The organism is Streptomyces sp. NPDC050674, assembly GCF_040654575.1.
In the GTDB taxonomy this organism is placed as follows: Bacteria; Actinomycetota; Actinomycetes; order Streptomycetales; family Streptomycetaceae; genus Streptomyces.
Map to the genome: position 1 here is coordinate 442,672 of NZ_JBFAIG010000001.1, position 26,981 is coordinate 469,652.

Annotated in this window: 27 protein-coding genes and 1 tRNA gene; 10 read left to right on the top strand and 18 right to left on the bottom strand. The window is 72.3% G+C overall.

What is annotated here, in order from left to right:
* Window positions 1-9: 9 nt before the first annotated feature.
* Window positions 10-1,095 (bottom strand): GNAT family N-acetyltransferase, encoded by a 1,086-nt coding sequence (locus AB0I06_RS01780; RefSeq protein ID WP_363116731.1) that lies wholly within the window; start codon window positions 1,093-1,095, stop codon window positions 10-12.
* Window positions 1,079-2,200: an aminoglycoside phosphotransferase family protein gene (locus tag AB0I06_RS01785; RefSeq protein WP_363116732.1), complete on the bottom strand. Its 1,122-nt coding sequence runs from the start codon at window positions 2,198-2,200 to the stop codon at window positions 1,079-1,081. The genes AB0I06_RS01780 and AB0I06_RS01785 overlap by 17 nt, the downstream gene beginning before the upstream one ends.
* 161 nt (window positions 2,201-2,361) lie before the next feature.
* Here AB0I06_RS01785 and AB0I06_RS01790 point away from each other — a divergent pair, with 161 nt between their 5' ends.
* A complete protein-coding gene (locus tag AB0I06_RS01790; RefSeq protein ID WP_363116733.1) occupies window positions 2,362-3,090 on the top strand; it encodes a TetR/AcrR family transcriptional regulator C-terminal domain-containing protein in 729 nt (242 codons plus the stop codon).
* Here the strand turns inward: AB0I06_RS01790 and AB0I06_RS01795 are convergent.
* From AB0I06_RS01795 to AB0I06_RS01820, 6 genes are all read right to left on the bottom strand, one after another.
* A complete protein-coding gene (locus AB0I06_RS01795) occupies window positions 3,056-3,880 on the bottom strand; it encodes a DUF427 domain-containing protein (RefSeq protein WP_363116734.1) in 825 nt (274 codons plus the stop codon). The two genes, AB0I06_RS01790 and AB0I06_RS01795, sit on opposite strands and share 35 nt — an antisense overlap.
* Window positions 3,881-3,933: 53 nt before the next feature.
* Complete coding sequence (locus AB0I06_RS01800) at window positions 3,934-4,917, bottom strand: aldo/keto reductase (protein WP_363116735.1); 984 nt, start codon at window positions 4,915-4,917, stop codon at window positions 3,934-3,936.
* 110 nt (window positions 4,918-5,027) lie between these two features.
* The gene (locus tag AB0I06_RS01805; RefSeq protein ID WP_363116736.1) at window positions 5,028-5,870 is read right to left on the bottom strand and encodes an RNA polymerase sigma factor SigF; all 843 of its coding nucleotides are present in this window, start codon (window positions 5,868-5,870) and stop codon (window positions 5,028-5,030) included.
* Window positions 5,871-5,984: 114 nt separating this feature from the next.
* Window positions 5,985-7,748 carry a thiamine pyrophosphate-dependent enzyme gene (locus tag AB0I06_RS01810; protein ID WP_363116737.1) on the bottom strand — a complete coding sequence of 588 codons (1,764 nt, stop codon included), beginning with the start codon at window positions 7,746-7,748 and terminating at the stop codon, window positions 5,985-5,987.
* 14 nt (window positions 7,749-7,762) lie between these two features.
* Window positions 7,763-9,346, bottom strand: a complete 1,584-nt coding sequence (locus tag AB0I06_RS01815; protein WP_363116738.1) for an FMN-binding glutamate synthase family protein — start codon at window positions 9,344-9,346, stop codon at window positions 7,763-7,765.
* A gap of 165 nt (window positions 9,347-9,511) precedes the next feature.
* Window positions 9,512-9,585, bottom strand: a tRNA-Pro gene (locus tag AB0I06_RS01820).
* Window positions 9,586-9,683: 98 nt separating this feature from the next.
* Here AB0I06_RS01820 and AB0I06_RS01825 point away from each other — a divergent pair.
* The 3 genes from AB0I06_RS01825 (at window position 9,684) to AB0I06_RS01835 (ending at window position 13,263) form a co-directional block, all read left to right on the top strand.
* Complete coding sequence (locus AB0I06_RS01825) at window positions 9,684-10,223, top strand: DUF309 domain-containing protein (RefSeq protein WP_363116739.1); 540 nt, start codon at window positions 9,684-9,686, stop codon at window positions 10,221-10,223.
* A 112-nt stretch (window positions 10,224-10,335) separates the two neighbouring features.
* The gene (cobF, locus tag AB0I06_RS01830; protein WP_363116740.1) at window positions 10,336-11,106 is read left to right on the top strand and encodes a precorrin-6A synthase (deacetylating); all 771 of its coding nucleotides are present in this window, start codon (window positions 10,336-10,338) and stop codon (window positions 11,104-11,106) included.
* 81 nt (window positions 11,107-11,187) lie between these two features.
* Window positions 11,188-13,263 (top strand): MDR family MFS transporter, encoded by a 2,076-nt coding sequence (locus tag AB0I06_RS01835; protein ID WP_363116741.1) that lies wholly within the window; start codon window positions 11,188-11,190, stop codon window positions 13,261-13,263.
* A 5-nt stretch (window positions 13,264-13,268) separates the two neighbouring features.
* Here the strand turns inward: AB0I06_RS01835 and AB0I06_RS01840 are convergent, their stop codons facing one another.
* Window positions 13,269-14,009: a cobalt-precorrin-6A reductase gene (locus tag AB0I06_RS01840; RefSeq protein WP_363116742.1), complete on the bottom strand. Its 741-nt coding sequence runs from the start codon at window positions 14,007-14,009 to the stop codon at window positions 13,269-13,271.
* Between the two features lie 86 nt (window positions 14,010-14,095).
* On the opposite strand from AB0I06_RS01840, the gene AB0I06_RS01845 reads away from it, so the two are divergent.
* A complete protein-coding gene (locus AB0I06_RS01845; RefSeq protein ID WP_363116743.1) occupies window positions 14,096-14,896 on the top strand; it encodes an HAD-IIA family hydrolase in 801 nt (266 codons plus the stop codon).
* A 2-nt stretch (window positions 14,897-14,898) separates the two neighbouring features.
* Here AB0I06_RS01845 and AB0I06_RS01850 read toward each other — a convergent pair whose 3' ends face one another.
* Both AB0I06_RS01850 and AB0I06_RS01855 read right to left on the bottom strand, forming a co-directional pair.
* Window positions 14,899-15,672, bottom strand: coding sequence for a sulfite exporter TauE/SafE family protein (locus AB0I06_RS01850; protein ID WP_363116744.1), 774 nt, complete (start codon window positions 15,670-15,672; stop codon window positions 14,899-14,901).
* A gap of 72 nt (window positions 15,673-15,744) precedes the next feature.
* The gene (locus tag AB0I06_RS01855) at window positions 15,745-16,932 is read right to left on the bottom strand and encodes a thiolase family protein (RefSeq protein ID WP_363116745.1); all 1,188 of its coding nucleotides are present in this window, start codon (window positions 16,930-16,932) and stop codon (window positions 15,745-15,747) included.
* 172 nt (window positions 16,933-17,104) lie between these two features.
* On the opposite strand from AB0I06_RS01855, the gene AB0I06_RS01860 reads away from it, so the two are divergent.
* The 4 genes from AB0I06_RS01860 to AB0I06_RS01875 are packed head-to-tail and all read left to right on the top strand — an operon-like array spanning window position 17,105 to window position 18,882.
* Window positions 17,105-17,362 carry a WhiB family transcriptional regulator gene (locus AB0I06_RS01860; protein ID WP_363116746.1) on the top strand — a complete coding sequence of 86 codons (258 nt, stop codon included), beginning with the start codon at window positions 17,105-17,107 and terminating at the stop codon, window positions 17,360-17,362.
* Entirely contained in the window at window positions 17,359-17,835 is a 477-nt protein-coding gene (locus AB0I06_RS01865) for a DNA starvation/stationary phase protection protein (RefSeq protein ID WP_363116747.1), read from the top strand. The genes AB0I06_RS01860 and AB0I06_RS01865 overlap by 4 nt, the downstream gene beginning before the upstream one ends.
* A gap of 51 nt (window positions 17,836-17,886) precedes the next feature.
* Window positions 17,887-18,231 carry a DUF3140 domain-containing protein gene (locus AB0I06_RS01870; RefSeq protein WP_363116748.1) on the top strand — a complete coding sequence of 115 codons (345 nt, stop codon included), beginning with the start codon at window positions 17,887-17,889 and terminating at the stop codon, window positions 18,229-18,231.
* Window positions 18,232-18,234: 3 nt separating this feature from the next.
* Window positions 18,235-18,882 carry an endonuclease gene (locus AB0I06_RS01875; RefSeq protein WP_363116749.1) on the top strand — a complete coding sequence of 216 codons (648 nt, stop codon included), beginning with the start codon at window positions 18,235-18,237 and terminating at the stop codon, window positions 18,880-18,882.
* A 28-nt stretch (window positions 18,883-18,910) separates the two neighbouring features.
* On the opposite strand, the gene AB0I06_RS01880 is transcribed toward AB0I06_RS01875, so the two are convergent.
* Genes AB0I06_RS01880 through AB0I06_RS01910 form a run of 7 tightly spaced genes read right to left on the bottom strand, consistent with a single transcriptional unit; the run spans window position 18,911 to window position 25,956 of the window.
* On the bottom strand, window positions 18,911-19,600 hold the full coding sequence (locus AB0I06_RS01880; RefSeq protein ID WP_363116750.1) for an SDR family oxidoreductase: 690 nt from the start codon (window positions 19,598-19,600) through the stop codon (window positions 18,911-18,913).
* A complete protein-coding gene (locus AB0I06_RS01885) occupies window positions 19,597-20,478 on the bottom strand; it encodes a cupin domain-containing protein (RefSeq protein WP_363116751.1) in 882 nt (293 codons plus the stop codon). Before AB0I06_RS01885 ends, AB0I06_RS01880 begins: the two co-directional genes overlap by 4 nt.
* A complete protein-coding gene (locus AB0I06_RS01890) occupies window positions 20,475-21,845 on the bottom strand; it encodes an amidohydrolase family protein (protein ID WP_363116752.1) in 1,371 nt (456 codons plus the stop codon). The genes AB0I06_RS01885 and AB0I06_RS01890 overlap by 4 nt, the downstream gene beginning before the upstream one ends.
* 41 nt (window positions 21,846-21,886) lie before the next feature.
* Complete coding sequence (locus AB0I06_RS01895) at window positions 21,887-22,867, bottom strand: pyruvate dehydrogenase complex E1 component subunit beta (RefSeq protein ID WP_363116753.1); 981 nt, start codon at window positions 22,865-22,867, stop codon at window positions 21,887-21,889.
* Window positions 22,855-23,832: a thiamine pyrophosphate-dependent dehydrogenase E1 component subunit alpha gene (locus AB0I06_RS01900; protein ID WP_363116754.1), complete on the bottom strand. Its 978-nt coding sequence runs from the start codon at window positions 23,830-23,832 to the stop codon at window positions 22,855-22,857. Before AB0I06_RS01900 ends, AB0I06_RS01895 begins: the two co-directional genes overlap by 13 nt.
* Complete coding sequence (locus tag AB0I06_RS01905; RefSeq protein WP_363116755.1) at window positions 23,832-25,157, bottom strand: Xaa-Pro peptidase family protein; 1,326 nt, start codon at window positions 25,155-25,157, stop codon at window positions 23,832-23,834. The genes AB0I06_RS01900 and AB0I06_RS01905 overlap by 1 nt, the downstream gene beginning before the upstream one ends.
* A gap of 52 nt (window positions 25,158-25,209) precedes the next feature.
* Entirely contained in the window at window positions 25,210-25,956 is a 747-nt protein-coding gene (locus tag AB0I06_RS01910; RefSeq protein ID WP_363116756.1) for an XRE family transcriptional regulator, read from the bottom strand.
* A gap of 182 nt (window positions 25,957-26,138) precedes the next feature.
* Here AB0I06_RS01910 and AB0I06_RS01915 point away from each other — a divergent pair, with 182 nt between their 5' ends.
* On the top strand, window positions 26,139-26,957 hold the full coding sequence (locus tag AB0I06_RS01915) for a hypothetical protein (RefSeq protein ID WP_363116757.1): 819 nt from the start codon (window positions 26,139-26,141) through the stop codon (window positions 26,955-26,957).
* Window positions 26,958-26,981: the final 24 nt, after the last annotated feature.

Here is a 26,981-nt window from a genome sequence, read left to right on the forward strand (position 1 = left end):
CGGTGCCCGTCAGGCGTCCTGGAACCGGATCACGCGTTTGACGGCCGTACGCAGTGCGCGCTCGGCCGAGGAGACGGGCAGCCGTTCCCGCCAGTAGCGGGGGGAGGGGCGTCCGACCGCTCCGAAGCCGGCCTTGAAGTGCTCCAGCGAGGAGCCCGGGGCCGACTCCCCCAGGTCGAAGATCCGACAGCCCTGCTCGCACGCCTCCTCCATGGCCAGCCGGTACAGCAGCGGAGTGGCCCGGACGGGATGGGCGACGTCCCGGTTCATGGCGGCGCGCCAGAACTTGGCGTGCGGGCCGTGCCGCAGGACGACGATGGACGCGGCCGGCTCTCCGGCGTTCCAGGCCACCCAGATCGCGCAGCCCGTGCCGAACCGGGCGGCCACCGCGGCAAGCCGCCCGGTGGGGAACTCCCGCCTCCTGCGCCACCGGGCCAGCGCCAGCGGTTCGTGCTGTTGCGCGGCCCAGCGCTCGATGGACTGGTCGTACAGCTCCTGGAAGACGGGCACGAGGCGGCCGGAGCGGTCCACCTCCACGTCAAGCTGCGCCTTCTCGGCGCGTTTGACGTCCCGCCTGACCCGCGCGTGGAAGCGGTCGCGCCACAGAACGCCGAAGCCGCCGTCGAGATCCACCGCCTGCGTCATGTGGGGTTCCATCCGGAAGGCTCCCGGGGCGGCCCGCTGCCACAGCTCGGCACCTTGCGGCCGCAAGCGCACACCGACGCGCAGGGCCGGCCGGCACGCCATGTCGTCGAAGATCGCCCGAGCCTGTTCGAGCCCTGCCCTCCCGGCTGTCACCGGCCCGCCGATCCCCCAGCCGGCCGGCCAGGACTCCTCCGCGTCGAGCCGGTGGGGGCGCCTCACCCTGCCGACGAGCGGCAGCACGATCCGGCTGCCGTCCGGAAACCGGTACAGCCGGCTGGCGTCTCGGTACGGTCCGGTCGCACACAGGCAGTCGAGCCAGGTGGGCGTCTGGGTGACACACAGGTCCGGGTCCCGCGCGGCCAGCTCCCACCAGCCGGCGCGCGGGGCCGGGGTGGTGACGAGCGCGGGACCGGCCGCGGTGTCGATCAGGAGCTCAGCGGGCGCGTGCACGGCGTTCCCCCGTGGAGGCGGTGTCCGGCGCGGGCGCGCCCGCCGCTCCTCGGCTGACACGGGCATGCGCCTCCCCCTCGTGCGCGAGCACCTCTCCGAGCACGGACACGACGTTGTCGGCGACCCATCGGTTGCTGCGCGCATAGCGGGCCGACTTCTCCAGGTTCCCCGCGACATGCCACAACCAGGTCAGCAGCGTCACCGCTGTCTCCGCCCCGGGGCCGGGGAGCAGCGCCCGCGCCCCGGCGAGCAGGCGCCGGTCCTCGGGCATGAGGGAGGCGCCTCGCACCGCGTCGGCGACGACACTCCCGAACTCCCGTCCGGTGAGCTGGTGCCGCACGGTCAGCACGAAGGTGTGGCAGTCGAGCAAGGAGGGGCCGTCCGGCACCGCGCCCGCCCAGTCGATCACGCCGGAAAGCCTCCCCCCGTCCTCCGACAGCAGCACGTTGCCGGGGTGGAAGTCCCCGTGGGTCCACGCCACCAGCAGCCGACGCCCGGCCAGCTCGCGCTCCACGCGTTCCCGCACGACCACCAGGGCCCGCGCGCCCTCCCCGTGGCGGCACCAGCGGACCTCCTCGGCGAGGACGGCCAGCCGGGGTTCCACCCAACCGGCCACCCGGGCCGTCACCTCCTCCGTCCGCCCGGTGGCGCGGTGCAGTTCACGGATCGTCGCGAGAGCCGACTCGGTGACCTCGCGGGCCAGTCGCGGGGAGCGCCGCAGCACCGCATCGGCCTCGGCGCCGGGCAGGCGGTTCTCCACCACCAGCGGCGACGGCCCCTCCAGGCGGCGCTCCTCCACCACCGGAAGCAGTCGCCGCCAGGCGCCGAGCCGCTCGTCGTGGGCCAGTCGCCGCACGGCCTCGCACTCGTGCGCCAGCGAGACGGTCGCGCGTGCGCTGCGGGGATGCTTGACGACGGCGTGCCGGTCGCCGTCGTCGAGCTGGAAGACCAGGAGATCGGAGAAGGTCCGCCGGGGCCGGTGCGGGGAGCCGTCGGCGCCGAGCGAGTCCGTGAGCCTGCGTGCCGCCCGCGCGTCGGCGGGACGCGTCAGGAAACCGGCCGGCCGCAGCGGCAGGAGACCTCTCAGCTCCTCTGTGAACGTCATCCGGCACTCCCTTCCGCCAGATGCCCACAAATGCCCCATATCGCTTCTTTTCATCTTCGACGCAGCTCGGCTGAGGTGCGACTCGGCATCGATCGTGTATGTGTACGTCGTAGAAGAGCCGGTTCCACCGGCTCCGACCTTCCGCACCACGAGGAGGCGGCATGGCGAACGGCCGTGGGCCGAGCGAGGCCCGGCGCGCCAGCGACCGCGGCCGGTACGGCCGGCTGAACCGGGAACGCGTGCTCGCCAGCGCCCTGGAGCTGGTGGATCGCGAGGGGCTCTCGGCGCTCAGCATGCGCCGCCTCGGCACGGAGCTCGGTGTGGAGGCCATGGCGCTCTACCGGTACGCGTCGAGCAAGGACTCCCTGCTCGACGGGCTGGTCGAGGCCCTGTACCTGGAGCTGGAGGAGCGGCTGGCCGCCGACGCGGACGAGGATCCCGACTGGCGGGCCGGGCTGCACCGGATCGCCCGTGAGACCTACACCGTGTGTCTCACGCACCCGCAGGCGGTGCCGCTGATCGCCACACGCCTGCTGGCGGTCCCGCTGGTCCGGCGGCCCCCCGCGGTGCTGCGCGATCACGAGCGGGTGCTCATCCTGCTGCGGAAGGCCGGTTTCGACGAGGCGGTCGCGGCCGATGTGTTCCGCGCCTTCACCTCCTGGCTGCTGGGCTATGTCTCCGTGGAGCTGCGCCCGGTGGTGGACAACCCGGACGAGACGGATCCGGCCTTCCGCCTGGGGCTGCACCGGCTGTCCGCGAAGGAGCTGCCGACGCTGCGGGAGACGGCGTCCGCGCTCGCCGAGCGGGGCGGCCCGCAGGGCCTGGCGGCCGGTCTGGACGCCCTGCTCGACAGCTTCACGAACCGCTCCCCCTCCGCAGCATCCGGCTGAAGGGCGTCTCCGGGCGCTCCAGGCGCTCGCCGTCCACAGTGATGTCGGCGACCTCGTTGAAGAAGGCGACGCGCCCCCGGATCGGCGCGACCGCGGGCAGCGGCTCGGGATAGGTCCAGACGACGTTGGGCGGCACATCGGCCTCGCCGCGCCACGACCAGTAGGCGGCCGTGCCCTTGTAGGGGCAGCCGGTGTGGTGATCGGTCGGTTCGAACAGGTCGAGGCGGACGTCTTCGCGAGGGAGGTAGTACCGCGTCGGCAGGGAGGTCTCGAAGAGCAGGACCGGGGCGTGGCTGTCGGCGACGATCTGTCCGGCGATCTCGACCTGGACATGGCGGCTGCTGGGCAGTGCGTCGACCCGTTTGTGCGGGTCACGGGGGTGGATGAAGATCTCCTCGTCCTCCTCGTACCAGTGGTCGAGGCCCGTGTCGGTGCGTGGGAACCACGCGAAGGCGATGTGGCCGGCCAAGTCGTCGGCGGGGAACGTCCAGGCCGCGTTCTCGCGCACCTCGCCGTCGGCTTCGAGGTCGTAGAAGACCCGGGAGCCGGCGTGGGCGCCCGTGGGCGGGCTCGTGGCGGGGCGGAGCAGGTCGGTGCGGACGTCCGCGCGCGGGAAGGCGTACTGCGGCACGGGCAGACGGGGCTCCCAGACGAGCACCGGACGGCGGCTGTCGACGACGGTGATGTCGCCCACTCGGCCGCGCACCCAGCGCTCGCTGGGTTCCCACAGGAGGCCTTCCGGGGTGGTTCTGATCGAGCCGGCGGCGGGGTGGGCGGGGCGGGTGGTCATGGCCGGTGCTCCTTCGGGAGGTCCGGATGCCGTCCCCTCAACGGTCCCCGGTGTCAGTGCGCCGCGTCCAGCCGGGCCCGCTGCTCCGCGGTCAGTTCCAGGTCCACCGCCGCCAGGTTCTCCTCCAACTGGGCCACCGAGGAGACCCCGACCAGCGGTACGACGGGCAGTTCGCCGCCGATCTGCCAGGCGAGCACGACCTGGTTGACGCTCGCGCCGGTTTCGCGGGCCACGTCACGCAGTGCCGCCAGCCGGCCCTGGGTGCCGGGGTGGTCGAAGTCGGCCGGCAGCCGCTCCGGCCGGACGTAGGCGCCCTTCAGCAGGGGCGAGTAGGCGACGAGGGTCAGGCCGGGCTCGGTCCTCAGGTAGTCGAGCAGGTCGGGACCGGCGTGGCCGAGGCTGCCGTACGGGAACAGGGCGTCGGGGACGTCGGTGCGGGCGCGCAGGTGGGTGTGCGCGTACTGGAGGACCTCGTAACCGGGGAGTCCGGCCGCGGCGGCGAGGGCCCGGGCCCGCTCGACGCGCCAGACGGCGTGGTTGCTCACGCCGAGCAGTCCGACGGTGCCCTCGGCGACCAGTTCCGCGAAGGCCTCGACCGTCTCCCGGAGCGGGACGGTGCGGTCCTCTATGTGCGCGTACAGCAGGTCCAGCTTCTCCAGGCCGAGCCGCTCGCGGCTGCGCTCCGCGGACTCGCGGATCACCTTCGCGGACAGGCCCTCGGCGTTGTCCACGTAGCTGGTGCCGGGGGCGAGGGGGCGGGCGCCCAGCTTGGTCGCGATGACGATCTCGTCCCCGATGCCGCGGCTGCGCCGCCAGCGGCCGAGGAGTTCCTCGCTCTGGCCGCCCTGCCCGCCGTCGGCCCAGAAGGCGTAGTTGTCGGAGGTGTCGATGAAGGTGCCGCCGGCTTCGACGTAGCGGTCGAGCACCGCGAAGGATGTCGCCTCGTCCGTCACCGAGCCGAACAGCATCGCGCCGAGGGCGAGGACGCTCACCTCGCGGCGGGTGGTGGGGTTCGTGCCGATCGTGCGGTACTTCATGGGTGTCGCTCCCTCCTGCGGGCCCCGGGATTCGGGGTACGGAGGGAGTCTTCAGCCTGGAGTGCTCTCGAAGGCAAGGGCGCACCCTCCCGGCCGGAGGCTGTGGGGCTTCACTGGGTGGTGAGCATTCCTTCGCGCAGGCGGGTCAGGAGGCGGGTGATCAGGCGGGAGACGTGCATCTGGGAGACGCCGAGGTGTTCGGCGATCTGGGCCTGGGTCAGCTCCTCCACGAAGCGCCAGTGAATGATCTTGCGGTCGCGTTCGTCGAGTTCGGCGATCATCGGTGCGAGGGCGTGGAAGTCCTCGACCAGGTCGAGCGCCGCGTCCTCGCTCCCGATGAAGTCCGCGAGGGCGGCCTCACCGTCCTCGCTGCCGCTGATCGTGGCGTCGAGGGAGGCGGACGTGTAGCCGTTGGAGGCGAGCTGGGCCTCGACGATCTCCTTCTCGGGCAGGCTCATGAGCTCGGACAGTTCCTTGGTGGTCGGTGTCCGGCCCAGACGGCTGCGCAGTTCCTCGTTGGCCCGGGCCAGCTGGACGCGGGCCTCCTGAAGCCGCCGGGGGACGTGCACGGCCCAGGACGTGTCGCGGAAGAACCGCTTGATCTCCCCCACGATGTAGGGGACGGCGAAGGAGGTGAACTCCACCTCGCGCGAGAGCTCGAACCGGTCGATGGCCTTGATCAGGCCGATCATGCCGACCTGGACGATGTCCTCCATCTCCTCCGGCCCCCGGCTGCGGAACCGGCCGGCCGCGTAGCGGACCAGGGACATGTTCATCTCGATCAGCGTGTTGCGCGCGTACTGGTACTCGGGCGTCCCCTCCTCCAGCATCGTGAGCTGCTGGAAGAACAGCTTCGACAGCTCCCGCGCGTCCCTGGGCGCCACCTGGGAGGGGTCGGCGATCTCCGGCACGTCCACTGCCTGCGCGGCGTTCCGCACGGTCGTCGTCCCCATGATGCGCCCCTCCCCTTGACCGCCCTCCTGCCGGGCGGTTCACTCACTGTCGTCCGCCCGCTTACCCCGGTCCACGGCATACATGCCCGGGCTGGGAAAATCTGTGCGACTGCGTCACGGCGTGCTGTCGTCCCCGTGGCTGCGCACGATCTCCTTGACCTTGGCCACGGCGAACCCCCACCCCTGCTCGACGGTCGGCTTGGCCGGCACCGCGATCTCGTCCGGGTTCGTGAGCACGTCGAGCAGGACCGGCCCGGGGGTGTCGAAGGCGCGCCGTACGGCCTGCTCCACGTCGGCGGGATCGGTCACGCGGATCCCGGTGATGCCCATGGCCGTGGCGACCGCCGCGAAGTCGGGGTTGTCCAGGACGGTGCCGAACTCCGGGAGCCCGGCCTGTTCCTGTTCCAGCTTGACCATGCCCAGCCGGCGGTTGTCGAAGACGACGAGTTTCACGGGGAGGCGATGCGTCTTCAGGGTCATGAGGTCGCCGAGGAGCATGCTCAGCCCGCCGTCCCCGCAGAAGGCCACGACCTGCCGCTCGCGGTCCAGACACTGGGCCCCCAGCGCCTGCGGCATCGCGTTGGCCATGGAGCCGAGGTTGTAGGAGCCGATGAGCCGCCGCTCGCCGCGCATCTCGACGAAGCGCGAGAGCCACACCGTCGCCATGCCCGTGTCGGAGGTGAAGACGGCGTCGTCGTCGGCCAGCCGGTCCACCGCAGCGGCCAGGGCCTCCGGCCGGATGTCGTGGGTGCGGTTGTCCAGCGAGGAGCGCACGCGGCCGATCAGGCCCTTGTCGTGGGCCGGGTCGGCCAGCCGCGCCTGGCCCTCGCGCCACTGCCCGAAGCGCTCGCGTGCCTTCTCCAGGTGCGAGCGGTCACGGCCGCCCTCCGTTTCGCCGGGCGCGGCGGCGAGGTGGGTGAGGAGGTCGCGGACAGTGACTCCCGTGTCGCCGACGAGGCCGACGTCGACGGGTACCCGTCGCCCGATGTGGGCGGCCTCGGTGTCGACCTGGATGACGGTCTTCCCCTGCGGATACCAGTCCCGGTAGGGGAAGTCGGTCCCCAGGAGCAGCAGGGTGTCCGCGTCGTGCAGCGCGGACGCGGCGGCCGGGTTGCCGATCAGGCCGGTCTGGCCGACCTGGAACGGGTTGCCGTCGCCTTCGAAGCCTTCCTTGGCCTTGAGCGTGAGCACCATGGGCGCGGCCAGCCGGTCGGCCAGGGCCAGCACGTCCTCGCGCGCCCCGCGTGCGCCTCGTCCGACGAGCAGCGTGACCCGCTCGGACCGGTCCAGGAGGTGGGCGGCCCGCCGCACGGCGGATTCCTCCGGCCGGCTGAGCGGCGCGTTCAGGGAGAACCGGGCCGGGCGGTCCGGCTCCAGTTCGCGCTCACCCAGGTCGCCGGGCACGGTCAGGACGGCGACGCCCTTGCGGCCCAGGGCGTGGCGCACGGCCGTCTCGAGCATCTGCGGCAGCTGGCCGGGAGAGGTGACGGTCGCGCGGAACACGGCCACGTCGTGGAAGAGGGCGTCGTTGTCGACTTCCTGGAAGTAGTCGGTGCCGAGTTCGGCGAGCGGTACCTGACCGGCGATGGCCAGGACGGGGGTGTGGCTCTTGGCGGCGTCGTACAGCCCGTTGAGCAGATGGACGGAACCGGGTCCGACCGTGCCCATGCAGACGCCGAGGGTGTCGGAGAGCTGCGACTGGGCGCTCGCGGCGAACGCCGCCGCCTCCTCGTGCCGGCAGCCCACCCACTCCAGGCCCTCGGTGGTGCGGATGGCGTCCGTCAGGGGGTTCAGCGCGTCTCCCACCACGCCGAACACCTGGCGCACGCCGAGTTCGCTGAGTGCGTCCACGATGACGCGGGCGACGGTGCGGGCCACTTGAGTCCTCCAGGTCAGACGGTGAATCGGTCGGGGTCGGCGGCCTGCCAGTCGGCCGCCCAGGCAGCGGGGGGTTCAGCGAGCAATTGTCCCGGTTCGAGCCATTCGTACAACTCCTCGTAGGAACGCTCGGTGTGCGGATCGATGCGTCGGCGGAGCATGTGCGGGCGCAGCTCTGCGGGGTTGGTGACCCCCATGGACGCCATGATCTGCAGGGCGCTGGCCACGGTCGCCTTCTGGAAGCGCTGGACGCGCGGCGTCTTGTCGCGGACGTCGAGGGCGCGGGCACGCCGGGGGTCCTGGGTGGTCACGCCGGTGGGGCAGGTGTTCGTGTGGCACCGCTGAGCCTGGATGCAGCCGACGGCGAACATCATCGCCCGCGCCGCGTTGCCGTAGTCGGCTCCTTGCGCCAGGCGTTTCACCAGATCGGTCCCGGTGGCGATCTTGCCGCTCGCCCCGATCCTGACAAGGTCGCGCAGACCGGTCCCGACGAGGGCGTTGTGCACGGTGAGCAGACCCTCGGTCAGCGGGGCCCCCACGTGGTCGGCGAATTCCAGCGGGGCGGCTCCGGTGCCGCCCTCTCCTCCGTCCACCACGATGAAGTCGGGGGCCGTGCCCTCCGCCAGCATGGCCTTGCACACGGCGAGGAACTGCCGGCGCGAGCCCACGCACAGTTTGAATCCGGCCGGCTTGCCGCCGGACAGCTCCCGCATCCGGGCGATGAAGCGGACCAGTTCGCGCGGGGTGGAGAAGACCTTGTGATACGGCGGTGAGATCACCGTCCGCCCCTCGGGCACCTCTCGCACCTTCGCTATCTCGGCGTTGACCTTCGCACCGGGCAGGACACCGCCGATGCCCGGTTTGGCCCCCTGGGAGAGCTTCAGGGACACGCACTTGACGTGGTCGTGCGCCGCCTTGTCGGCGAACTCGGCAGGGTCGAAGTCGCCGTCCCGGGTGCGGCAGCCGAAGTATCCGGTGCCGATCTCCCAGATCAGGTCCCCTCCGGGCCTCAGGTGGTACTCCGAAAGGCCGCCCTCACCGGTGTCGTGGGCGAAGCCCCCGGCCGCCGCTCCGCCGTTGAGCGCCAGAATCGCGTTGGCCGACAGGGAGCCGAAGCTCATCGCCGATACGTTGAGCAGCGCCATGTCGTAGGGGCGACGGCAGTCGGGGCCGCCGACGGGCACCCGCGGAGGTGTCTTCGGTACCGGGCACGGCGCCATCGACGGCACCAGGAACTCGTAGCCGGGCTCGTACACGTCCCGTTCGGTGCCGTAGGGCTGCTCGGCGTCCGTGCCCTTCGCCCGTTCGTAGACGATGGTGCGGACGTCCCGGTCGAAGGGGCGCCCGTCGTAGTTCCGCTCGATGAAGTACTGCTGGAGCTCAGGGCGGATCCGCTCCAGAAGAAAGCGCGCGTGCCCCAGAACGGGATAGTTGCGCAGCACCGAATGCCGGCGCTGTACCAGGTCCGCCGCACCCAGCAGACCCAGCAGGAGGAGCGGTATGGCGGCCAGGCACCACCAGGGCGACGCAGCGGCCGCGGCACAGGCCGCCAGGATGCCGGCCGCCAGAGTCAGGGCGACGATCACCATACGAGTCACCTCTGGCGCATTGCCGCGAGGTGGCCTTCCACTCCTGCGCTTTCGTCAAGAAAGCGGCAAGGTGCGGCACGGTGTCGGGAGGCCGGTCCCCCCTCGTCCCGAGAAACGCCGAAGGCCGGTCCCGGACGTGTCCGAAACCGGCCTCGATCTGCCGACTGTCTCCAGTCGGGACGACAGGATTTGAACCTGCGACCCCTTGACCCCCAGTCAAGTGCGCTACCAAGCTGCGCCACGTCCCGGTGCGCGCCACCGGCGGTGAGCCGTGTGATCGCGCGAACAGCACTTTACCCCACACCCCTGGCCAAGCCGAAAGCGGGCCGGGCGGGACAATCGGCGTATGGGCAGCACAGGAGAGACGCACTCGGACCGGGCGGGCGGCGCACGTGACCGCGACAGCGAGGGGCGGGCCCGCAACGCCCGGCCCCGCGACGGCCTCGGGCGGCCCCTGCCGTACGGCAGTGACGGGGTGCCCCGGCAGCCCGAGGGCGTGGTCCGCCGCCCCGAGGAGACCGTCACCGAGGCGCAGCGGCTGCTGGACGAGGGCAAGCCGTTCCACGCGCACGAGGTCTTCGAGGACGCGTGGAAGTCGGGTCCGGACCAGGAGCGCGAGCTGTGGCGCGGGCTCGCCCAGCTCGCCGTGGGGCTCACGCACGCCGCCCGGGGGAACCTGACCGGCGGGGCCCGGCTGCTGAGGCGCGGGGCGGGCGCGGCCGAGGAGTGGGTGACCGGCTCCGGGCAGGCGCTGCCGCACGGGATCGACGTGGCGGGCGTGGCGGCGTGGGCGCGGGAGCTGGCGGGGGACGTGGAGCGCACCGGCCGCCCGGTGGACGCGGCGGCCCGGGCCCCCCGGCTGCGGGGCACGGCAGCCGGCCGCTGAGGGCCACGCCGCCCGGCAGGTCCGGGCCCCTGACGGCCCCTCGAACGCCGCAGGGCGCCCCGACCCCCACCGCGGTGAACCCGCCCCCGGTGCCGTGCGGCACACTCGGGGCGTGCGAAAGATTCATGTCATCGGTATCGGCGCGGGCGACCCCGACCAGCTCACCCTCCAGGCCGTCAAGGCGCTGCGCGGCACGGACGTGTTCTTCATCCTGGAGAAGGGCGAGGTGAAGGCGGACCTCACGGGGCTGCGCCGGGACATGCTCGACGCGCACGTACCCGAGGGGACGTACCGCGTGGTCGAGGCGCGTGACCCGGAGCGGGACCGCGGCGCCGGGGGCGCGGCCTACTCCCCCGCCGTCGGGGACTGGCGCAGCGCCCGGGCCGACATCTACGAGCGGCTGATCGCCGAGGAGCTCGGCGAGGAGCAGACCGGGGCGTTCCTGGTGTGGGGGGACCCGTCGCTGTACGACAGCACGCTGGGGATCCTGGAAGAGGTGCTGGAGCGGGGCACCGTGACGTTCGCGTACGACGTCGTGCCCGGCATCAGCAGCGTCTCGGCGCTCGTCGCGCGGCACCGCACGGGCCTCAACCGGGTCGCCCGGCCGGTGCAGATCACCACCGGCCGGCGGCTGGCGGAGGGTTTCCCGGAGGGCGTGGACGACGTCGTGGTGATGCTCGACGCCCACCAGACCTTCCAGCGGTACGCGCGGGAGGACATGGACATCTACTGGGGCGCCTACATCGGCACCCCGGACGAGATCCTCGTCTCCGGCCCGATCGCCGAGGCCGCCCCCCGCATCGAGCGGTTGCGGGCCGAGGCCCGTGAGCGCAAGGGCTGGATCATGGACACGTATCTGCTGCGCCGCAACCCCCGCGACTGACGTGACTGGCGGGCGCGGCACCGGGCACCCGTGCGGACGTTCTGGCATGCGCACGTAGCCCACAGCTGTGAAGGTGACGACGTGACCGTCGTGGAGGAAACCGCCCCGTCCGCCTCCCAGCCGCCGGTGCTGGACACCCGTCGCCGCAATGTCGTCTTCGTGACGATCATGCTGGGGATGCTGCTCGCGGCCCTCGACCAGACCATCGTCGGCACGGCCCTGCCGACGATCGTGTCTGACCTGGGCGGGGCCGAGCACATGTCGTGGGTGGTCACGTCGTACCTTCTCGCGGAGACCGTCGCGACCGTGCTGGTCGGCAAGTTCGGCGACCTGTTCGGCCGCAAGACGGTCTTCCAGGTCTCGGCGGTCGTGTTCATCACGGGTTCGTTCCTGTGCGGTCTGGCCACTGACATGTCCCTGCTGATCGCCTGGCGGGCGATGCAGGGCATCGGCGCGGGCGGGCTGATGGTCACCTCGATGGCGCTGATCGCCGATGTGATCCCGCTGCGCGAGCGCGGCAAGTACCAGGGCGCGATCGGCGCGGTGTTCGGGGTGGCCACGGTCGTCGGGCCGCTGCTGGGCGGGCTGTTCACCGACCATCTGACGTGGCGGTGGGCGTTCTACGTCAACGTGCCCATCGCGATCGTCGTGGTCGTGGCGGCGGCCAGGACCATTCCGGTGGTGAAGTCGGCCGCCCGGCCCGTCGTCGACTACCTGGGCATCGCGCTCGTCGCTGTCGGTGCCGGCGCCCTGATCCTGGCGACGAGTTGGGGAGGCAACGAGTACGCGTGGGGCTCGGGGGTGATCATCGGGCTGTTCGTGGGCGGCGTCCTCGCCCTCGCCCTGTTCTGCCGGGTGGAGATGCGGGCGCGCGAACCGATGCTGCCCATGCGGCTGTTCGCGAACCCGGTGTTCACCGTCTGCTCGGTGCTGAGCTTCATCGTCGGCTTCGCGATGCTCGGCGCGCTGACGTACCTGCCGACCTACCTCCAGTACGTCGACGGTGACTCGGCCACGATCTCGGGCGTGCGGACGCTGCCGATGGTGGCGGGACTGCTCATCGCGTCGGTCTTCAGCGGCAACGTGGTCAGCAAGACGGGGCGGTACCGGATCTTCCCGATCGTCGGCGCGCTGGTCATGGGCGTCGGCCTGTTCCTGATGTCGCTCATGGGGCCGGGCACGGGCTCGTGGCTGGAGTCCCTGTACATGTTCGTGCTGGGCAGCGGCATCGGTCTGTGCATGCAGGTGCTGACGATCGCGGTGCAGAACACCGTCGACTACGCCGACCTGGGCACCGCGACCTCCGGCGTGACCTTCTTCCGCACGCTGGGCAGCTCGTTCGGCACGGCCGTGTTCGGCACGATCTACACCAACGCGCTGGCGCCCAACCTCCGCGACGGCGTGGCGCAGGCGGCCCGGGCCGGTGACCTGGATCCGGCCGTCCTGAGCCGGGCGGCGACCAGCCCGGAAGGCGTGCACGAGCTGCCGTCGGCCGCGGCCGCCCCGATCGTCGGTGCCTACGCCGACACGCTCCAGACCGTGTTCCTGTGGACGGTGCCGGTCGCCGCGCTGGGCTTCCTGGTCGCCCTGTTCCTCAAGCAGGTCCGGCTGCGGGACACCGCACGCAGCGGGTCGACCGACCTGGGCGAGGGGTTCGGATCGCCCAGCGGCGCGGACTCCCGGCGGGTACTGGAGACCGCCGTCGGCAAGATCATCGGCAGTACCGACCTGGACACCGCGCGGCGGATCGTCCAGGAGTCCGACACCCGGCTCGATGTGGCCGGGGCGTGGGCGGTGATGCAGGTCGAGCTGTTCACCCGCATGGTGGGCCACGCCAGCCTGGGGCTGATCGCCGCGCGGCGCCGGCTGCCGCCGGAGGTGCTGCTGCCGGTGTTCGAGCGGATGGTCGAGGAGGGCTTCCTGACCCGCGCGGGTTCCCTGCTGTCCCACACCGAGGCGGGCGCGCGCGAGGCCGCCGTCCTCACCCGGGCCTGGGCCGACTGGCTGGAGGACCGGCTGGGGCGGGACATCGGCCGCCCCTCGGACAGCGACCTGCGCGTCGCCGTCGACGCGATCGCGAAACGGCTGCTGGTGGAGGACCTGAGCCACGGACTGCCGGGCAGCCCCGAGAAGTCCCTCACGGCCGGCTCGGTCTGACCGGGCTACGCCGGTGCGAGCCGTTCCAGCACACCCTCCACGTCGGGTACGGCCGTCACACCGTCCGGCAGCGGCGGCCGCCGTACGACCACGACCGGCACGCCGAGGTCCCGGGCCGCCGTCAGTTTGGCCGCCGTCGCCGCTCCCCCGCTGTCCTTGGTCACCACGACGTCGACGCGGTGCTCGCGCAGCAGGGCCGTCTCGCCGGGGACGGTGAACGGGCCGCGCGCCAGGAGCACGTGGGTGTCGGGCGGCATCGGCGGCTCGGGGGGATCCACGGACCGTACGACGAAGTGGATTCCCGCCAGGTGCGCGAAGGAGGCAAGGCCCAGGCGTCCGGTGGTGAGCAGCACCCGGTGGCCCAGCCGCGGAAGCAGGTCGGCGGCCGCGTCCAGTGAGGGGACCTCGTGCCACCGGTCCCCCGGTCCCGGCCGCCACCCGGGGCGGCGGAGCACCACCGCGGGTACGCCGGTCTCGGCCGCGGCGCGGGCCGCGTTGGCCGTGATCGACTCGGCGAAGGGGTGTGTGGCGTCGACGAGCGCGTCCACGCCCTCTGCCCGCAGCCACCCGGCCAGTCCCCGGGCCCCGCCGAAGCCCCCGACGCGCACCTCCCCCTCGAGCGACCCGGGTTCGGCGACCCGCCCCGCGAGGGAGGTCGTGACGCGGACGCCGGGGCGGGACGCCAGCACGGCGGCCAGCGCACGGGCCTCGGTCGTGCCGCCGAGGATCAGGACGTGAGGGGACACGGCGTCGAGCGTACGAGGTCCCGTTCCGCCGGGGTCCTGCCGGGTGCCGACCGGCGATCACGCCCCCCGGTCGTTATCGTCCTGCCATGGAGTCCGTGCGTGCCGTGCTCGTGGACATCGACGGAGTGCTGACCGTGTCCTGGCGGCCGTTGCCCGGGGCCGTCGAGGCGTTGCGGGAGATCCGGGAGGCCGGGCTCGGCGTCCTGCTGGTCACCAACACCACCTCCCGCACCCGGGCGTCGATCGCCCGGGCGCTGGCGGACGCGGGGTTCGCGGTGTCCGCCGAGGACATCCTCACCGCGCCCGCCGCCACCGCCGCGTACCTCGCCGAGCACTGCCCCGGCGCCCGGTGCGCGCTGCTGAACAGCGGTGACATCGCCGAGGACCTCGACGGTGTCACCGTCGTCGGGGCAGGCGACACCGGCAGCGTGCCGGACGTCGTCCTGGTCGGCGGGGCCGGTCCCGAGTTCGGTTACGAGGCGCTCGACCGGGCCTTCGGGCATCTCCAGCGCGGCGCCCGGCTGGTGGCGATGCACCGCAACCTGTACTGGCGTACGGCGGAGGGTCTGCGGCTGGACTCCGGGGCGTTCCTGGCCGGGCTGGAGCGTGCCGCCCGGGTGGAGGCGGAGATCACGGGCAAACCCGCGCGGGCGTTCTTCGCGTCGGCGCTGACCCGGCTGGGTGCGGACGCGGACCGGACGGTGATGGTGGGGGACGACGTGGAGTCCGATGTGCTGGCGGCGCAGCGGGCCGGCATCACCGGGGTGCTCGTGCGGACCGGGAAGTTCCAGCCGGAGACGCTGCGGGCCGCCGACGGCACTCCCGACCACGTGATCGACTCCTTCGCGGACCTTCCGGCGCTGCTGCGGGAGTCGGCGCGGCGGTAGTTTCAGCGCAGCAGCAGTTGCAGACCGCCCACGACGGTCGCCGCGATGACGAGCTGCTCGAACAGCCGCTGGTTGATCCGGTGCACGGCCCATGTGCCGAGCAGCGCGCCGGGCACGACGAAGGTCACCAGGGCCAGGTCCAGGAGCAGCGAGCGGCCGTCGATCAGGCCGAGGCCCGCGCTGAAGGGCAGCTTGGAGACGTTGACGATCAGAAAGAAGAAGGCCGAGGTGCCGAGGAAGCCGAGCTTGCGGAAGCCCGCGGAGAGCAGGTACATCGACATCACCGGGCCGCCCGCGTTGGCCACCATGGTGGTGAAGCCGCCCAGGACGCCGTAGGAGCGGGCCTTGAGCCGGCCCGGGCGGGTGGTGACCGACTCCGGCTCCTGTTCCTTGCCGTCGGTGCGGCGGCGCCACACCGTCACGGCCGCCATCAGCAGCAGGATCGCGCCGATCGAGGTCCGCACGACGGCGTCGTCCGCCCAGAGCAGGAACACCGTGCCGACGACGACGCCCGCGGCGACCGCCGGGAACAGCCGCCACAGCGTCGGCCAGTGGGCGTGCCGCCGGTAGGTGGCGACGGCCAGGAGGTCCCCGGCGATCAGGATGGGCAGCAGGACGCCGGTGGAGGCGCGGGCGGGCAGCACCGCGGCGAAGACGGCGAGACTGACCGTGTTGGCCCCGCTCACGGCGGTCTTCGAGAAGCCGACGAGCAGGGCCGCGAAGGCGAGGGCGGCGAACTCCCAGCCGGTGATGTGCCAGAGCGTCATGGTGTTCATGCGAACACCGATGCTATGTGCAACGAACAGGGCCCGTAAGCGCTGTCTCGCCTGGTGGGCCGCCCGGGTCCGTCAGGGCCGTTCGACGAGGATCGCGCTCCCCTGTCCCACTCCCACGCACATGGTGGCCAGTCCCCGTCCCGCTCCGGTACGCCGCATCCGGTGGAGCAGCGTCGTCAGGATGCGGGCGCCCGAGCAGCCCAGGGGGTGGCCGAGGGCGATGGCGCCGCCGCTGGGGTTGACCAGGTCGGGGTCGATGCCGAGCTGGTCCACGCAGGCCAGGGCCTGGGCGGCGAAGGCCTCGTTGAACTCGGCCTCCTCCAGGTCGCCGACGCTCCAGCCGGCGCGGGCCAGGGCCTTGCGGGTGGCGGGGACCGGGCCGATGCCCATGACGTCGGGGTGGACTCCGGCGGAGGCCCCGGCGACGTAGCGGCCCAGAGACTCCAGCCCCAGTTCGTTCAGGGCCTCCTCGCTGACCAGGAGCAGGCCGGCGGCCCCGTCGTTCATCGGCGAGGCGTTGCCGGCGGTGACCGTGCCGCCGTCGCGGAAGACCGGCTTCAGCCGGGCGAGCTTCTCGTGGGAGGTGTCCTCGCGGACGCATTCGTCGGTGTCGACGACCATGCCGTCGGGGCGTTCCACGGGGAGGAGTTCGTCGTCGAAGTGGCCGTTCTTGCGGGCCAGGGCGGCTAGCCGGTGGCTGCGCAGCGCGAAGTCGTCCTGTCGTTCACGCGGGATGCCGTACCGCGTGGCGACCTCCTCGGCCGTCTCGCCCATGGCCAGCAGGCCGTGCAGTTCGCGCATCGCCGGGTTGACCAGCCGCCAGCCGAGGCGGGTGTCGACGGTCTCCATGCGGTGCGGGAGGGCCTCGTCGGGGCGGGGCAGGACGAAGGGGGCGCGGCTCATCGACTCGGAGCCGCCCGCGATCACGACGTCGGCCTCGCCGGCGGCGATGGTGCGGGCCGCCGTGGTCACGGCCTCAAGACCCGAGGCGCACAGGCGGTTGACGGTGGCACCGGGCACGGACTCGGGCAGGCCCGCGAGCAGGGCGGCCATGCGGGCCACGTTGCGGTTGTCCTCACCGGCCTGGTTGGCGGCGCCCCAGTAGACGTCGTCGATGCGCGCCGGGTCGAGCGCGGGCACTGCGGCGACCAGGGCGCGGACGACGGTGGCGGCCAGGTCGTCGGGCCGTACCGGGGAGAGGGATCCCCGCAGCTTGCCGATGGGGGTGCGGCGGGCGGCCGCGAAGTGGACGGGACGCACGAGAGGCTCCTCACACGGCGCATTAATTAGCACTGCTAGTTTCGGACTATAGACCCTCGACCTGCCGCCTGTGAAGATTCTGCGCCTTACGGCACTCCCGGCGGATCGAATCGCAGGCCGGACGACTCATGCGTCGCGTTTGCACCAGTGCGCCCGGGGCACCCGCGCGTTCATGGAGTGGTTGCGGAGCGCCGCCTGCGTGGACGAGGACCCCGAGTTGTTCTTTCCCGTCGGCACCGCCGGCCCCGCCCTGCGCGATGTGAGCGCCGCCAAGCGGATCTGCGCGCGCTGCCCGGTGACCGACCAGTGCCTGAGCTTCGCGCTGGGCAACGGCCAGGCCTCGGGCGTGTGGGGCGGCACCTGCGAGGAGGAGCGCGACGCACTGCTCCGGACGACGAGGAACGACGCGAGAAGGAGAAGTGCCCTATGACGGCTGTGAGGAGCACACTGCCCGACGACGCCCGCAAGGTCGCCTGCGAGGCGCTCCAGGACACCCTGGTGGATCTGCTCGGGCTCTCGCTCGTCGGCAAGCAGGCGCACTGGAACGTCGTCGGACCGCGGTTCCGGTCCATCCACCTCCAGCTGGACGAGGTGGTGACCACGGCGCGGGACTTCGCCGACACCGTGGCGGAGCGGTCCGCCGCGCTGGGCGTCCCGCCGGACGGCCGCCCGGAGACCGTGGCCAAGGCCTTCACGCTGCCCGCCCCTCAGGAGGGCTGGGTGCGCGACTCGGACGCCGTGCAGGTCATGGTGGACGCGTTGCAGGAAGCCGTGGGCCGGCTGCGTGAGCGCATCGACACGACCGAGAAGGCGGACCCGGTCACCCAGGACCTGCTGATCGGCATCACCGCGGAGCTGGAGAAGCAGCGGTGGATGTTCGACGCCGAGAACTTCCCCCGCTGACCGGCGGGAGAACGGCACCGAGCATCGACGTACGCACGGAAGGGGCAGACGATGACCGACGCCCTCGAACTCGACGCGCTGTGGGAGGACTTCCACCGCGTGGTGAACATGACCTCGCAGGAGCTCGCGGCCTGGCTGCGGGTCCGTGACGCCGGCGAAGCCACCGAGCCGCTGCCGGACCAGGCGGGTTCGGCCACCGGGCAGCATGTGCTGGCCATCCTCCAGAAGCGGCGCACCGACCTGACCGAGGACGACCTGCGCGTGATGCGGAAGGTCGTGGACACGGTCACCGACCAGGTGGACCTGGAGAACGAGCCCGAGCCCGAGGTGACGGCCGAGGACACCCGCCGCCGGCACCGGCTGATGACGGTCGGGCACGACCCGCTCAAGGGATAGGCGTTGGGCCGCCAGGAGCGCGTGGTACGGGAACTCGTCGGCGCGCACGGCCGGACCTACGCCGCCGAGGCCGGCATCGAGCTGAAGGACACCCCGCAGCCGCTGTACCGGCTGCTGGTGCTGTCCCAGCTGCTCGGTGCCCGCATCCGCGGCTCGATCGCGCTGGCCACCGCCCGTGCCCTGCACGAGGCGGGGCTGCGCGATCCGCGGCGCATGGCGCGGTCCGGGCGGCGGGAACGGGTCGGCGCGCTGGGCCGGGGCGGCTACCGGCGCTACGACGAACGCACGGCCACCCAACTCGGGGAAGGCGCCGTGCTGTTGAACGAGCGGTGGGCCGGCGACCTGCGGCGGCTGCGCCGCGAGGCGGACGGCGAGGTCTCCGAACTGCGCCGTCTGCTCCAGGAGTTCCCCGGGGTGGGGCCGGCCGGAGCCGGCATCTTCCTGCGCGAGGCGCAGGGCGTCTGGCCGGAGGCGGCGCCCTACCTGGACGCCAAGGCCCTCGACGGCGCCGAACGGCTGAATCTGCCGAGGGACCCCGAGCGCCTGACCGAACTGGCCGGGGACACCGGCCCGGCCGTCCTCGCCGCCGCGTTGGTGCGGGCGGCGATGGACAGGAAAGTCGTGGAGGACACTCTGCGGCGCGCCGGGTGACAGCCGGCTTTCCCGCACCGGCAGGCCCTCACCCGAGCAACCACCCCCCGTCCACCGTCAGTTCCGCCGCGTTGACCGACCGGTTGCGCAGCAGGAAATCCACCGCGTCGACCACGTCCGCCATCGCGGCGAGCCGCCCCGTCGGTGTCTCGGTACGCAGCGCGGCGAGCACCTTCTCCGGCTTGGCCTGCCAGTACGGGCTGTCGCCCACGACACCGGGATGCACGGCGTTGACCCGGACGGGAGCGAGCTCCACGGCCAGGGAGTTCATCAGGCCGCGCACCCCCGCGTTGACCGTCGCCACCGTCGTCGCGCCCGGGTAGGGGCGCTCCTTGGCCTGGCCGCCGAACAGCACGATGGCGCTGTCCTCGTGCAGCCGGCCGCGCAGCGTGTGCACGACCTCGGTGTAGCCGACGAGTTTGAGGGTGACCAGGCGCAGGGCGGCGTCGATGTCGTACTCGCTCACCTTGTTGTCGTCGCGGGAGACGCCCGCGATGACCAGATGGTCCACGCGCCCCAGGCCGGCCAGGGCCGCCGCGATCTCCAGCGGCCGGGCCAGGTCGAGGGCGAGTCCACGGGCGCCCACCTCTTCGCCGACCGCTTCGGCCCGCCGGGTGTCGCGGCCGGTGAGAACGACGTCGTCTCCGTTCGCGGCCCGCGACCGGGCGAACTCCAGCCCGATCCCGGACGTTCCGCCGACGACGAGCACACTGCTCATGATTTTCCCTCCAGTGCCGCGCGCAGGTAGTCCCAGTCCCGCGTGAACCGGTACGAGTGCCGGGCCGGAGGTTGCGGCGCCTGGGTTTCCAGCCAGCGCAGCGGCCCCTGCCCGGCGTTGACGAAACCGTGCACGCAACCGACGCCCGCCCAGGCCAGATCGCCGGGTTCCAGCCGGTACCGCTCGCCGTCGAGACCTGCCTCGGCCACACCCTCCAGGATCAGATAGGTCTCCTCGAAGGGGTGGTCGTGGGTGCCGATGACCCCGTCGGACGCGTACTGCACCATGAACATCGTCGAGGCGACCGCGCCCAGATCGCCGTCGATCATCATCTTCACCGTGATCCCGCTGTAGACCAGCAGCGCGGTCCGCATGCTCGCGGTGACGGCCAGCAGGTCCTGCGACTGCTTGCCGGGGTCCATCTGGTCGGGCTCGAAATGGCCGAAGGAACGGGTGCGCGGGTCGCGGACGTCCACCCGGACCGGCTCGCGCGCGGGCAGGTCCGGCACGGCCCGGGTGTCGTGTCCGTAGCGGGCGCGCGGCACCGGGGCCAGCATGTCGGCCCAGCGGCCGCCGGTGCCCCCGGCTCCGCGCCAGGAGTGCGGAACACCGGTCGGCAGCAGGCCGTAGTCGCCTTCCACCAGCAGGTACGAGCCCTCGGGCACATCGAGGACCACGGCTCCGTCGAGGACCAGGAAGGTCTCCTCGTAGGAGTGCACATGGGCGGGTATCCGGCCGTCCGGGAGCAGTTCGCACAGGCCGAAGCCGGTGTGGACGCTGCCGTCCTCCTCGCCGACCAGGGCCCGGCGCCGGTGCCCCCGGCCGTCGTGGGGCGTCTCCGGCAGCTCGGCCGCGTGGCGCACCAGGTGATGCGTCATGCCGGTGCCTTCGCTCCCTCGGCCCCCTTGGCCTCCTTCGCCGCGAGGAGCCGGTCGCGGGACTCCCCGACGAGCCGCAGGGCGCGTGCGGTGTCACCGAGGAGCCTGCCGTCGCGCTTGCGGATGACGCCGTCGACGAGGACGGTGTCCACGTTGGACACGTCGGCGCACAGGGTCACGGCGGCCGTCGCGTCGTGCACGGGGGTGACGTTCGGGGCGGTGGCGTCGATCGCGACGACGTCGGCGCGCTTGCCGGGGGTGAGGGAGCCGGTGCGGTCCTCGAGACCGGCGACGTGGGCGCCGTTGACCGTGGCCATCTCCAGCATCTGACGTGCCGTCAGCATGGTGTCGGGGGCCGGCATGTTGGCCTGCCAGCAGTCGGCGTTGAGGCGGGCGCGTTCGGCACCGAAGGCCGCGCGGATCTGGGTGAACATGTCGCCGGGCACCGTGGTGACGACATCGACGCTGAGCGAGGGCCGCAGTCCGTGCTCGATCGCCTCCATCACGGGCGGCCAGCCGTGTCCCATCTGGAGTTCCACCTGCGGCGCGACCGACACCGTGCCACCGCTGTCGGCGACCATCCGCCACTCCTCGCCGCTGAGGTAGCAGCTGTGGACGTAAGTGGTGTCCGGGCCGAGCAGCCCCAGGTCGTGCAGTCGCCGCACCATGCCGAAGCGGCCGGCCAGCCGTCCCATGGCCACGTGCACGGTGATCGGCAGGCCCAGCTCGCGCGCCATGGCCCACTCCGCCGTGACGACCTCGTCGACGCAGAAGCCGGGTCCGCGGGTGGCCAGCCCCATGGTCAACAGCCCGTCGTCGGAGGCGAAGTGCGCCGACCTGATCCGCCGTACGTCGTCCGCCGGAAGGGCGATCGTGCTGTCGAACCAGTAGTCCGCCAGTGAGGTGTTGGCGCTGCCGTACGCGTACCGCGCCCGGATGCCGGACTCCGCCAGGCCCTGGATCGCCGCGTCGGGGTGTTCGGGGGTGTTGTTGATGTGCGACCAGTCGACGAGGGTGGTGATGCCGGCGTTCAGGCACTCCAGCGCGCCCGCGAGGTTGCCGGCGTAGACGTCCTCGGGTGTGTACAGCGGGGCGAAGGTGTCGAGGATGTCGACGAAGTAGTCGTCGAGGGTGGCGTCGGGGGCGACGCCCCTGATGGGGGCCTCCCAGGTGTGGCGGTGGGTGTCGACGAAGCCGGGGATCACGATGTGGCCGGTCATGTCGAGGATCTCGGCGTCGGCGCTGATCTCGGGCTCGACGGCCGCGATCCTGCCGTCCTCGACGAGGACGTCCCCCTGGGGCAGGTCCCCGATGTCCGGGTCCATCGAGATCACGTGACCGGAGCGCAGCAGTGTCCTGGTGGTCATCGCGCTTCCTCCCATGGGGTGTGCGGTGGCGGGTGTGCGGCTCAGTAGGCGGCGAGGCGGCGGACCTCCGCGACGAGCTTGTCGACGGTGGGGACGACCTGCTCCTCCAGCGCGTCGGCGAAGGGCAGCGGCACGCACTCCCCCGCCACCCGCCGCACGGGCGCGTCCAGCAGGCCGAATCCCTCGTCGGCGACGACCGAGACGACGGTGGCGCCCCAGCCGCCCTGGTACGGGTTCTCCTCGACGGTGACGAGCCGGGACGTCCTGCGCAGCGAACCGAGGACGGTCGCGGCGTCCAGCGGGACCAGACAGCGCAGGTCGACCACCTCCGCCTCGATGCCCTCCTCCGCCAGCACCCCGGCGGCCGTCAGGGCCAGGGGGACCGTCGAGGCGAGCGCGACGAGCGTGACGTCACCGCCCTCACGGACGACCGCGGCCCGGCCCAGTTCGACGAGGTGACCGGGCGGCGGCGGTGGGCCCTTGGTCGCGAGCAGTGCCTTGTGCTCGAAGAAGACCACCGGGTCGTCGCTGCGGATCGCCGCCGCCATCATGCCGATGACGTCGGCGGGTGTCGCCGGCGCCGCGATCTTCAGCCCCGGGACGGTCAGCGCCCAGTTCTCGGTGGCCTGACTGTGCTGCGCGCCGAAGCCGAGCCCGCCGCCGTTGGCGGTGCGCACGACGAGGGGCACGGTCACCTGGCCGCCGGTCATGTAGCGGACCTTGGGGATCTCGTTGGCGAGGTAGTCCCAGCAGCAGGCCAGGAAGTCGGAGAACATGATCTCCGCGACGGGCCGCATGCCGGTCATGGCGGCGCCCATCGCGGCGCCCATGATGGCCTGTTCGGAGATGGGCGTGTCCCGGACGCGCTCGGGACCGAACTCCTCCCAGAGCCCGGTGGTGGTCTTGAACACCCCGCCGGCCGCCCCGATGTCCTCGCCCAGGCACACCACCGACGCGTCCCGCCGCATCTCGCGCGCGATGCCCTCGGCGACCGCTTCCCGGTAGGTGATCACGTCCGCCATGTGGCACCTCCGTCCGCCCACACGTCGGTCAGTGCCGAGCGCGGATCCGGCGGCGGCGCCGCCTTCGCCGCCTCCACGGCCCGCTCCACCACGGCCCGGGCCCGCTCGTCGGCCTCGGCGAGCGTCTCCTCGGCCACGCCCAGTTCGGCCAGGCGTCCCCGCGCGAGGTCCAACGGGTCGTGCTTGAGCCACCGTTCGACCTCCTCGGCCGGACGGTAGGCCGCCGGGTCGGCGCGGCTGTGCCCGAAGTGCCGGTAGGTCTCGGCCTCCAGCACGGCGGGCCCGTCTCCGGCCCGGGCCCGCCGCGCGAGCCGGCCCACCGCCTCCTCGACCGCCACGACGTCGTTGCCGTCGACGACCTCGCCCGGGATGCCGTGCGCGGGGGCCCGGTCGGCGGCCGGACGGGGCACGGAGGTGACGTCGGCGATCGGCGTGTATTCCATGTACAGGTTGTTCTCGCACACGAACAGCACCGGCAGTCTCCACACGGCGGCCAGGTTGAGCGACTCGTGGAAGGCGCCGATGTTGGTCGCGCCGTCACCGAAGAAGGCCACCGCGAGTTGCCCGGTGCCGCGCAGCCGGGCCGACCAGGCCGCTCCCACCGCCATCGGCAGGTGCGAGCCGACGATGGCGTACGAGCCGAGCATGTGGGTCGTCGCCTTGGTCAGGTGCATGGAGCCGCCCTTGGCCTTGCACAGGCCGGTCGCCCGGCTCATCAGCTCGGCGAGGCACTCCTCGGGCGTGGCGCCCCGGGCCAGGGCGTGGTGGTGGCCCCTGTAGGTGGCGAACACATAGTCGTCCGGGCGCAGCGCGGCACTCGCGCCCACGGCGATCGCCTCCTGCCCGGCGGCCAGATGCGTGGTGCCCTTCACGAGGCCTCGCAGGAACAGGTCGTGGGCGGCCTTCTCCGTCCGGCGGATGACGTTCATCCGCTCGTACCGGTCGAGAAGGGCGGTGGCGTCCATCAGCGGTCCTTGGTGTTGAGGTGGGACTGCGCCTCGCGCCGCGTGTTCAGCTCGCCGCCCACGGTCCAGTACTTGCGGCCCGCGACGAGCAGTTCCTCCGCCGGGAACTTGGTGATGACCTCGCACCCGTCGGCGGTGACGACCAGCTCCTCCTCGATGCGGGCGGCGGACCAGCCGTCGGCGGCCGGCCAGTACGTCTCCAGGGCGAACACCATGCCCTCTTCGAGGACTTCGGGGTGGTCGAGGGAGACCAGGCGGCTGAAGATCGGCTTCTCCCAGATGGACAGGCCCACGCCGTGGCCGTACTGGAGGGCGAAGGCGGCGGTCTCGTCGGCGAAGCCGAACTCCTCGGCGCGCGGCCAGACCCGCACGATGTCGGCGGTGGTGGCGCCCGGCCGGACCAGCGCGATCGCCTCGTCCATGTACTCCCGGCAGCGCACGTAGGCGTCCCACTGCGCGGGCGAGGCGCTGCCCACGGCGAAGGTGCGGTAGTAGCAGGTGCGGTAGCCGAGGTGGCTGTGCAGGATGTCGAAGAAGGCCGGGTCGCCGGGGCGGATCAACCGGTCGCTGTAGACGTGCGGGTGTGGTGAACAGCGCTCGCCCGAGATGGCGTTGACGCCTTCGACGTACTCGCTGCCGAGGTCGTACAGCACCTTGCTGACCAGGCCGACGCACTCGTTCTCCCGCACCCCCGGGCGCAGATGCCCGTACAGCTCCTCATAGGCCGCGTCGACCATGGCGCAGGCCTGGGTGAGCAGGGCGATCTCGTCGCCGGTCTTGACGCGGCGGGCTTCCAGGAAGACCTGCTGCCCGTCGACGACGTCGATGCCCTCGGCGCGCAGCGCTGCCAGGACCGGCATCTCGGCGACGTCGACCCCGAGGGGTTCGTCCGCCAGGCCGTGCTCGCGCAGCTCGGCGGCGATCTTGGCGGCCACGTCCTCGGCGATGCCCGCCTCCGGGTGGAAGGCCCCGCGCAGGGTGGAGATGCCGGCGCGGGCGCCGGTGGGCGGGCCGCCCTTGCCGTCGCTGTAGTCGAGCCACGGGTTGTACAGCTGGTGGTGGCGGGCGGCGGAACCGAAGTCCCAGACGACCGGTTCGCCGTCGCGCACCAGCAGGGCGAAGCGGATCAGCTTGTCCATCGCCCAGGTGCCGATGTGCGTGGCCGTCATGTAGCGGATGTTGGCGAAGTCGAAGCCGAGCACCGCGCCGAGCTCCGAACGGTTCAGCGACTCGTGCAGCCGGGCCAGCCGCTGTCCGCGCAGCCGGTCCAGGTCGACGCGCTCTTCCCAGTCGACGGCGTTGGGTCCATATGTGCGGATCGCCATGGCGACCACCCCCACTTCGGAGTGAACGCCCGAGTGCGGTGGGTGTCAAGTGTCACTGAACATCATGGGAGACGAACCAGACGCCCACGGCCGGTACCTCTCCATCGTTGCGGTAACGGTGGGGGGTCGTCGACTCGAAGCAGACGGCATCGCCCGGCCGCAGCGTGTACTCCTCGAAGGCGAGGGTGAGGATCAGCTCGCCGGCGGTCAGATAGCCGTACTCGGTGCCGGGGTGCCGCATCAGCGCGCCCGAGCCGGAGGACGAGCCGCCGGGCCGGTACGTCACCAGCAGGAAGTCGGCCTCCGCGCCCGGAACCCGCCCGAGCCGCTCCCACACGACCCCCGAGTCCAGCTCCAGCGTCTCGCGCCCGCCGGCGCCGACCAGGGGCCCGATCCGCCGCCCCGGATCGGCGGCGAAGGCGGCCAAGGCGTGCGGCACGGGGGCGGGGACGTGCCGCAGGGCGACGGGGGACGCGCCGGCGGGAGAGGCCCCGGCTCCCGCCCGGACCGGCTCGGCGGCCCTCTGGCCTACTCGCTCACCGGCTGCCTGGCCGGCACCGTCCCCGGCGGCGTCCCCGGCATCCTCGTGGGCATCGAAGAGCGACTCCACGGAGATCCCCAGCGCCGTGGTGATCGCATACAGCGTGCTGACGGACGGCTGGCTCTTGCCGGTCTCGATCTGCGACACCAGACTCGCCGACACACCGACCTCACGGGCCAGCGCGCGCAGACTCGTACCGCGCTCCAGGCGCGCCTGCCGGATGCGCGCGCCGACGGGCGGCACGACTGCGGACGACACGGGCGGCTCCTCTGCTCGGGCGACTGTGCAGCTCCATTGAACAGCGCGCGTGAGCGCTTGCGCCAGGAGCCGGTGGGATCCGTGCCGTGGCGACCTCACCCGAACGGTCCGACGCCGGTGGTGGGCCATGGGCGGCGGTGATGCCCTGAGGGCACGCGTCACGCTCTCAGGAGGCACTCCCGATGACCCGTCGTCCGGCCAGGCTCGTCCGCGTTCTCTCCTCCACCCTGGCGGCAGGCACGCTGCTCTCCACCGCCGCCTGCTCGGACGACGCGGGGGCGGAGGGCACGCGCGTCCAGGGCGTCACCGCGTCCCGGGCCGCCGCGCAGCGGCAGACCCCCTCCCCCACCGCCACGCTCTCCACGGACGGCGCCCGGACCGCGCTGATCACCGAGGCGGACATCGAGGACGACTGGACGCAGGTGAAGGACACGGAGGCCAAGAGCTGGCACGACAGCCTGCTCATCGGCACGGTCGACGTCTCCGACTTCCTCACCGCCAAGGCCCAGGCCTCCGACTGCCAGCGGCTCCTCGACTCCCTGTTCGACGACGATCTGCTGGGAAGGCCGTCGGGCGCGTCCGAGCTGCGCGGCTTCCGGCAGGGCGACTCGCGCCTGCTGTACCAGGTGGCCTCCTACGACCGGACCGACCCGCAGGACTCCCTGAACTGGATGGCGACCCTGCCGGAGAAGTGCGACCAGTTCACCGTGACCGACGGCAAGGAGCGGCGCACCGTCCAGGTCGTCGAGATCTCGCTGCCCCAGGTGGGCGACGCCCGTCAGGGCCTGCGCGTGACGGTGCAGGGCTCGACCGGTGGTGACGAGGCCACGCTGACCCTGGACGTCGCAGCCGTCCGGGTCGGCGACGACGCGATCACCGTCACGGCGGGCGGACTCGACGGCGACGAGAACGACTCGGCCCAGCAGGCGGTGCGGCAGGGCACCCAGCGTCTGAAGGACGTCCTGGCCGGGAAGTCGCCCGCCGCGAGCCCCACCGACTGAAGCGGCTGGAACGGCAAGGCACCT

Coding starts and splice junctions, on each gene's coding strand:
- AB0I06_RS01785 (WP_363116732.1), bottom strand. CDS start 2,200: ATGACGTTCACAGAGGAGCTGAGAGGTCTCCTGCCGCTGCGGCCGGCC.
- AB0I06_RS01790 (WP_363116733.1), top strand. CDS start 2,362: ATGGCGAACGGCCGTGGGCCGAGCGAGGCCCGGCGCGCCAGCGACCGC.
- AB0I06_RS01795 (WP_363116734.1), bottom strand. CDS start 3,880: ATGACCACCCGCCCCGCCCACCCCGCCGCCGGCTCGATCAGAACCACC.
- AB0I06_RS01800 (WP_363116735.1), bottom strand. CDS start 4,917: ATGAAGTACCGCACGATCGGCACGAACCCCACCACCCGCCGCGAGGTG.
- AB0I06_RS01805 (WP_363116736.1), bottom strand. CDS start 5,870: ATGGGGACGACGACCGTGCGGAACGCCGCGCAGGCAGTGGACGTGCCG.
- AB0I06_RS01825 (WP_363116739.1), top strand. CDS start 9,684: ATGGGCAGCACAGGAGAGACGCACTCGGACCGGGCGGGCGGCGCACGT.
- AB0I06_RS01845 (WP_363116743.1), top strand. CDS start 14,096: ATGGAGTCCGTGCGTGCCGTGCTCGTGGACATCGACGGAGTGCTGACC.
- AB0I06_RS01850 (WP_363116744.1), bottom strand. CDS start 15,672: ATGAACACCATGACGCTCTGGCACATCACCGGCTGGGAGTTCGCCGCC.
- AB0I06_RS01860 (WP_363116746.1), top strand. CDS start 17,105: ATGGAGTGGTTGCGGAGCGCCGCCTGCGTGGACGAGGACCCCGAGTTG.
- AB0I06_RS01865 (WP_363116747.1), top strand. CDS start 17,359: ATGACGGCTGTGAGGAGCACACTGCCCGACGACGCCCGCAAGGTCGCC.
- AB0I06_RS01870 (WP_363116748.1), top strand. CDS start 17,887: ATGACCGACGCCCTCGAACTCGACGCGCTGTGGGAGGACTTCCACCGC.
- AB0I06_RS01880 (WP_363116750.1), bottom strand. CDS start 19,600: ATGAGCAGTGTGCTCGTCGTCGGCGGAACGTCCGGGATCGGGCTGGAG.
- AB0I06_RS01885 (WP_363116751.1), bottom strand. CDS start 20,478: ATGACGCATCACCTGGTGCGCCACGCGGCCGAGCTGCCGGAGACGCCC.
- AB0I06_RS01890 (WP_363116752.1), bottom strand. CDS start 21,845: ATGACCACCAGGACACTGCTGCGCTCCGGTCACGTGATCTCGATGGAC.
- AB0I06_RS01895 (WP_363116753.1), bottom strand. CDS start 22,867: ATGGCGGACGTGATCACCTACCGGGAAGCGGTCGCCGAGGGCATCGCG.
- AB0I06_RS01900 (WP_363116754.1), bottom strand. CDS start 23,832: ATGGACGCCACCGCCCTTCTCGACCGGTACGAGCGGATGAACGTCATC.
- AB0I06_RS01905 (WP_363116755.1), bottom strand. CDS start 25,157: ATGGCGATCCGCACATATGGACCCAACGCCGTCGACTGGGAAGAGCGC.
- AB0I06_RS01915 (WP_363116757.1), top strand. CDS start 26,139: ATGACCCGTCGTCCGGCCAGGCTCGTCCGCGTTCTCTCCTCCACCCTG.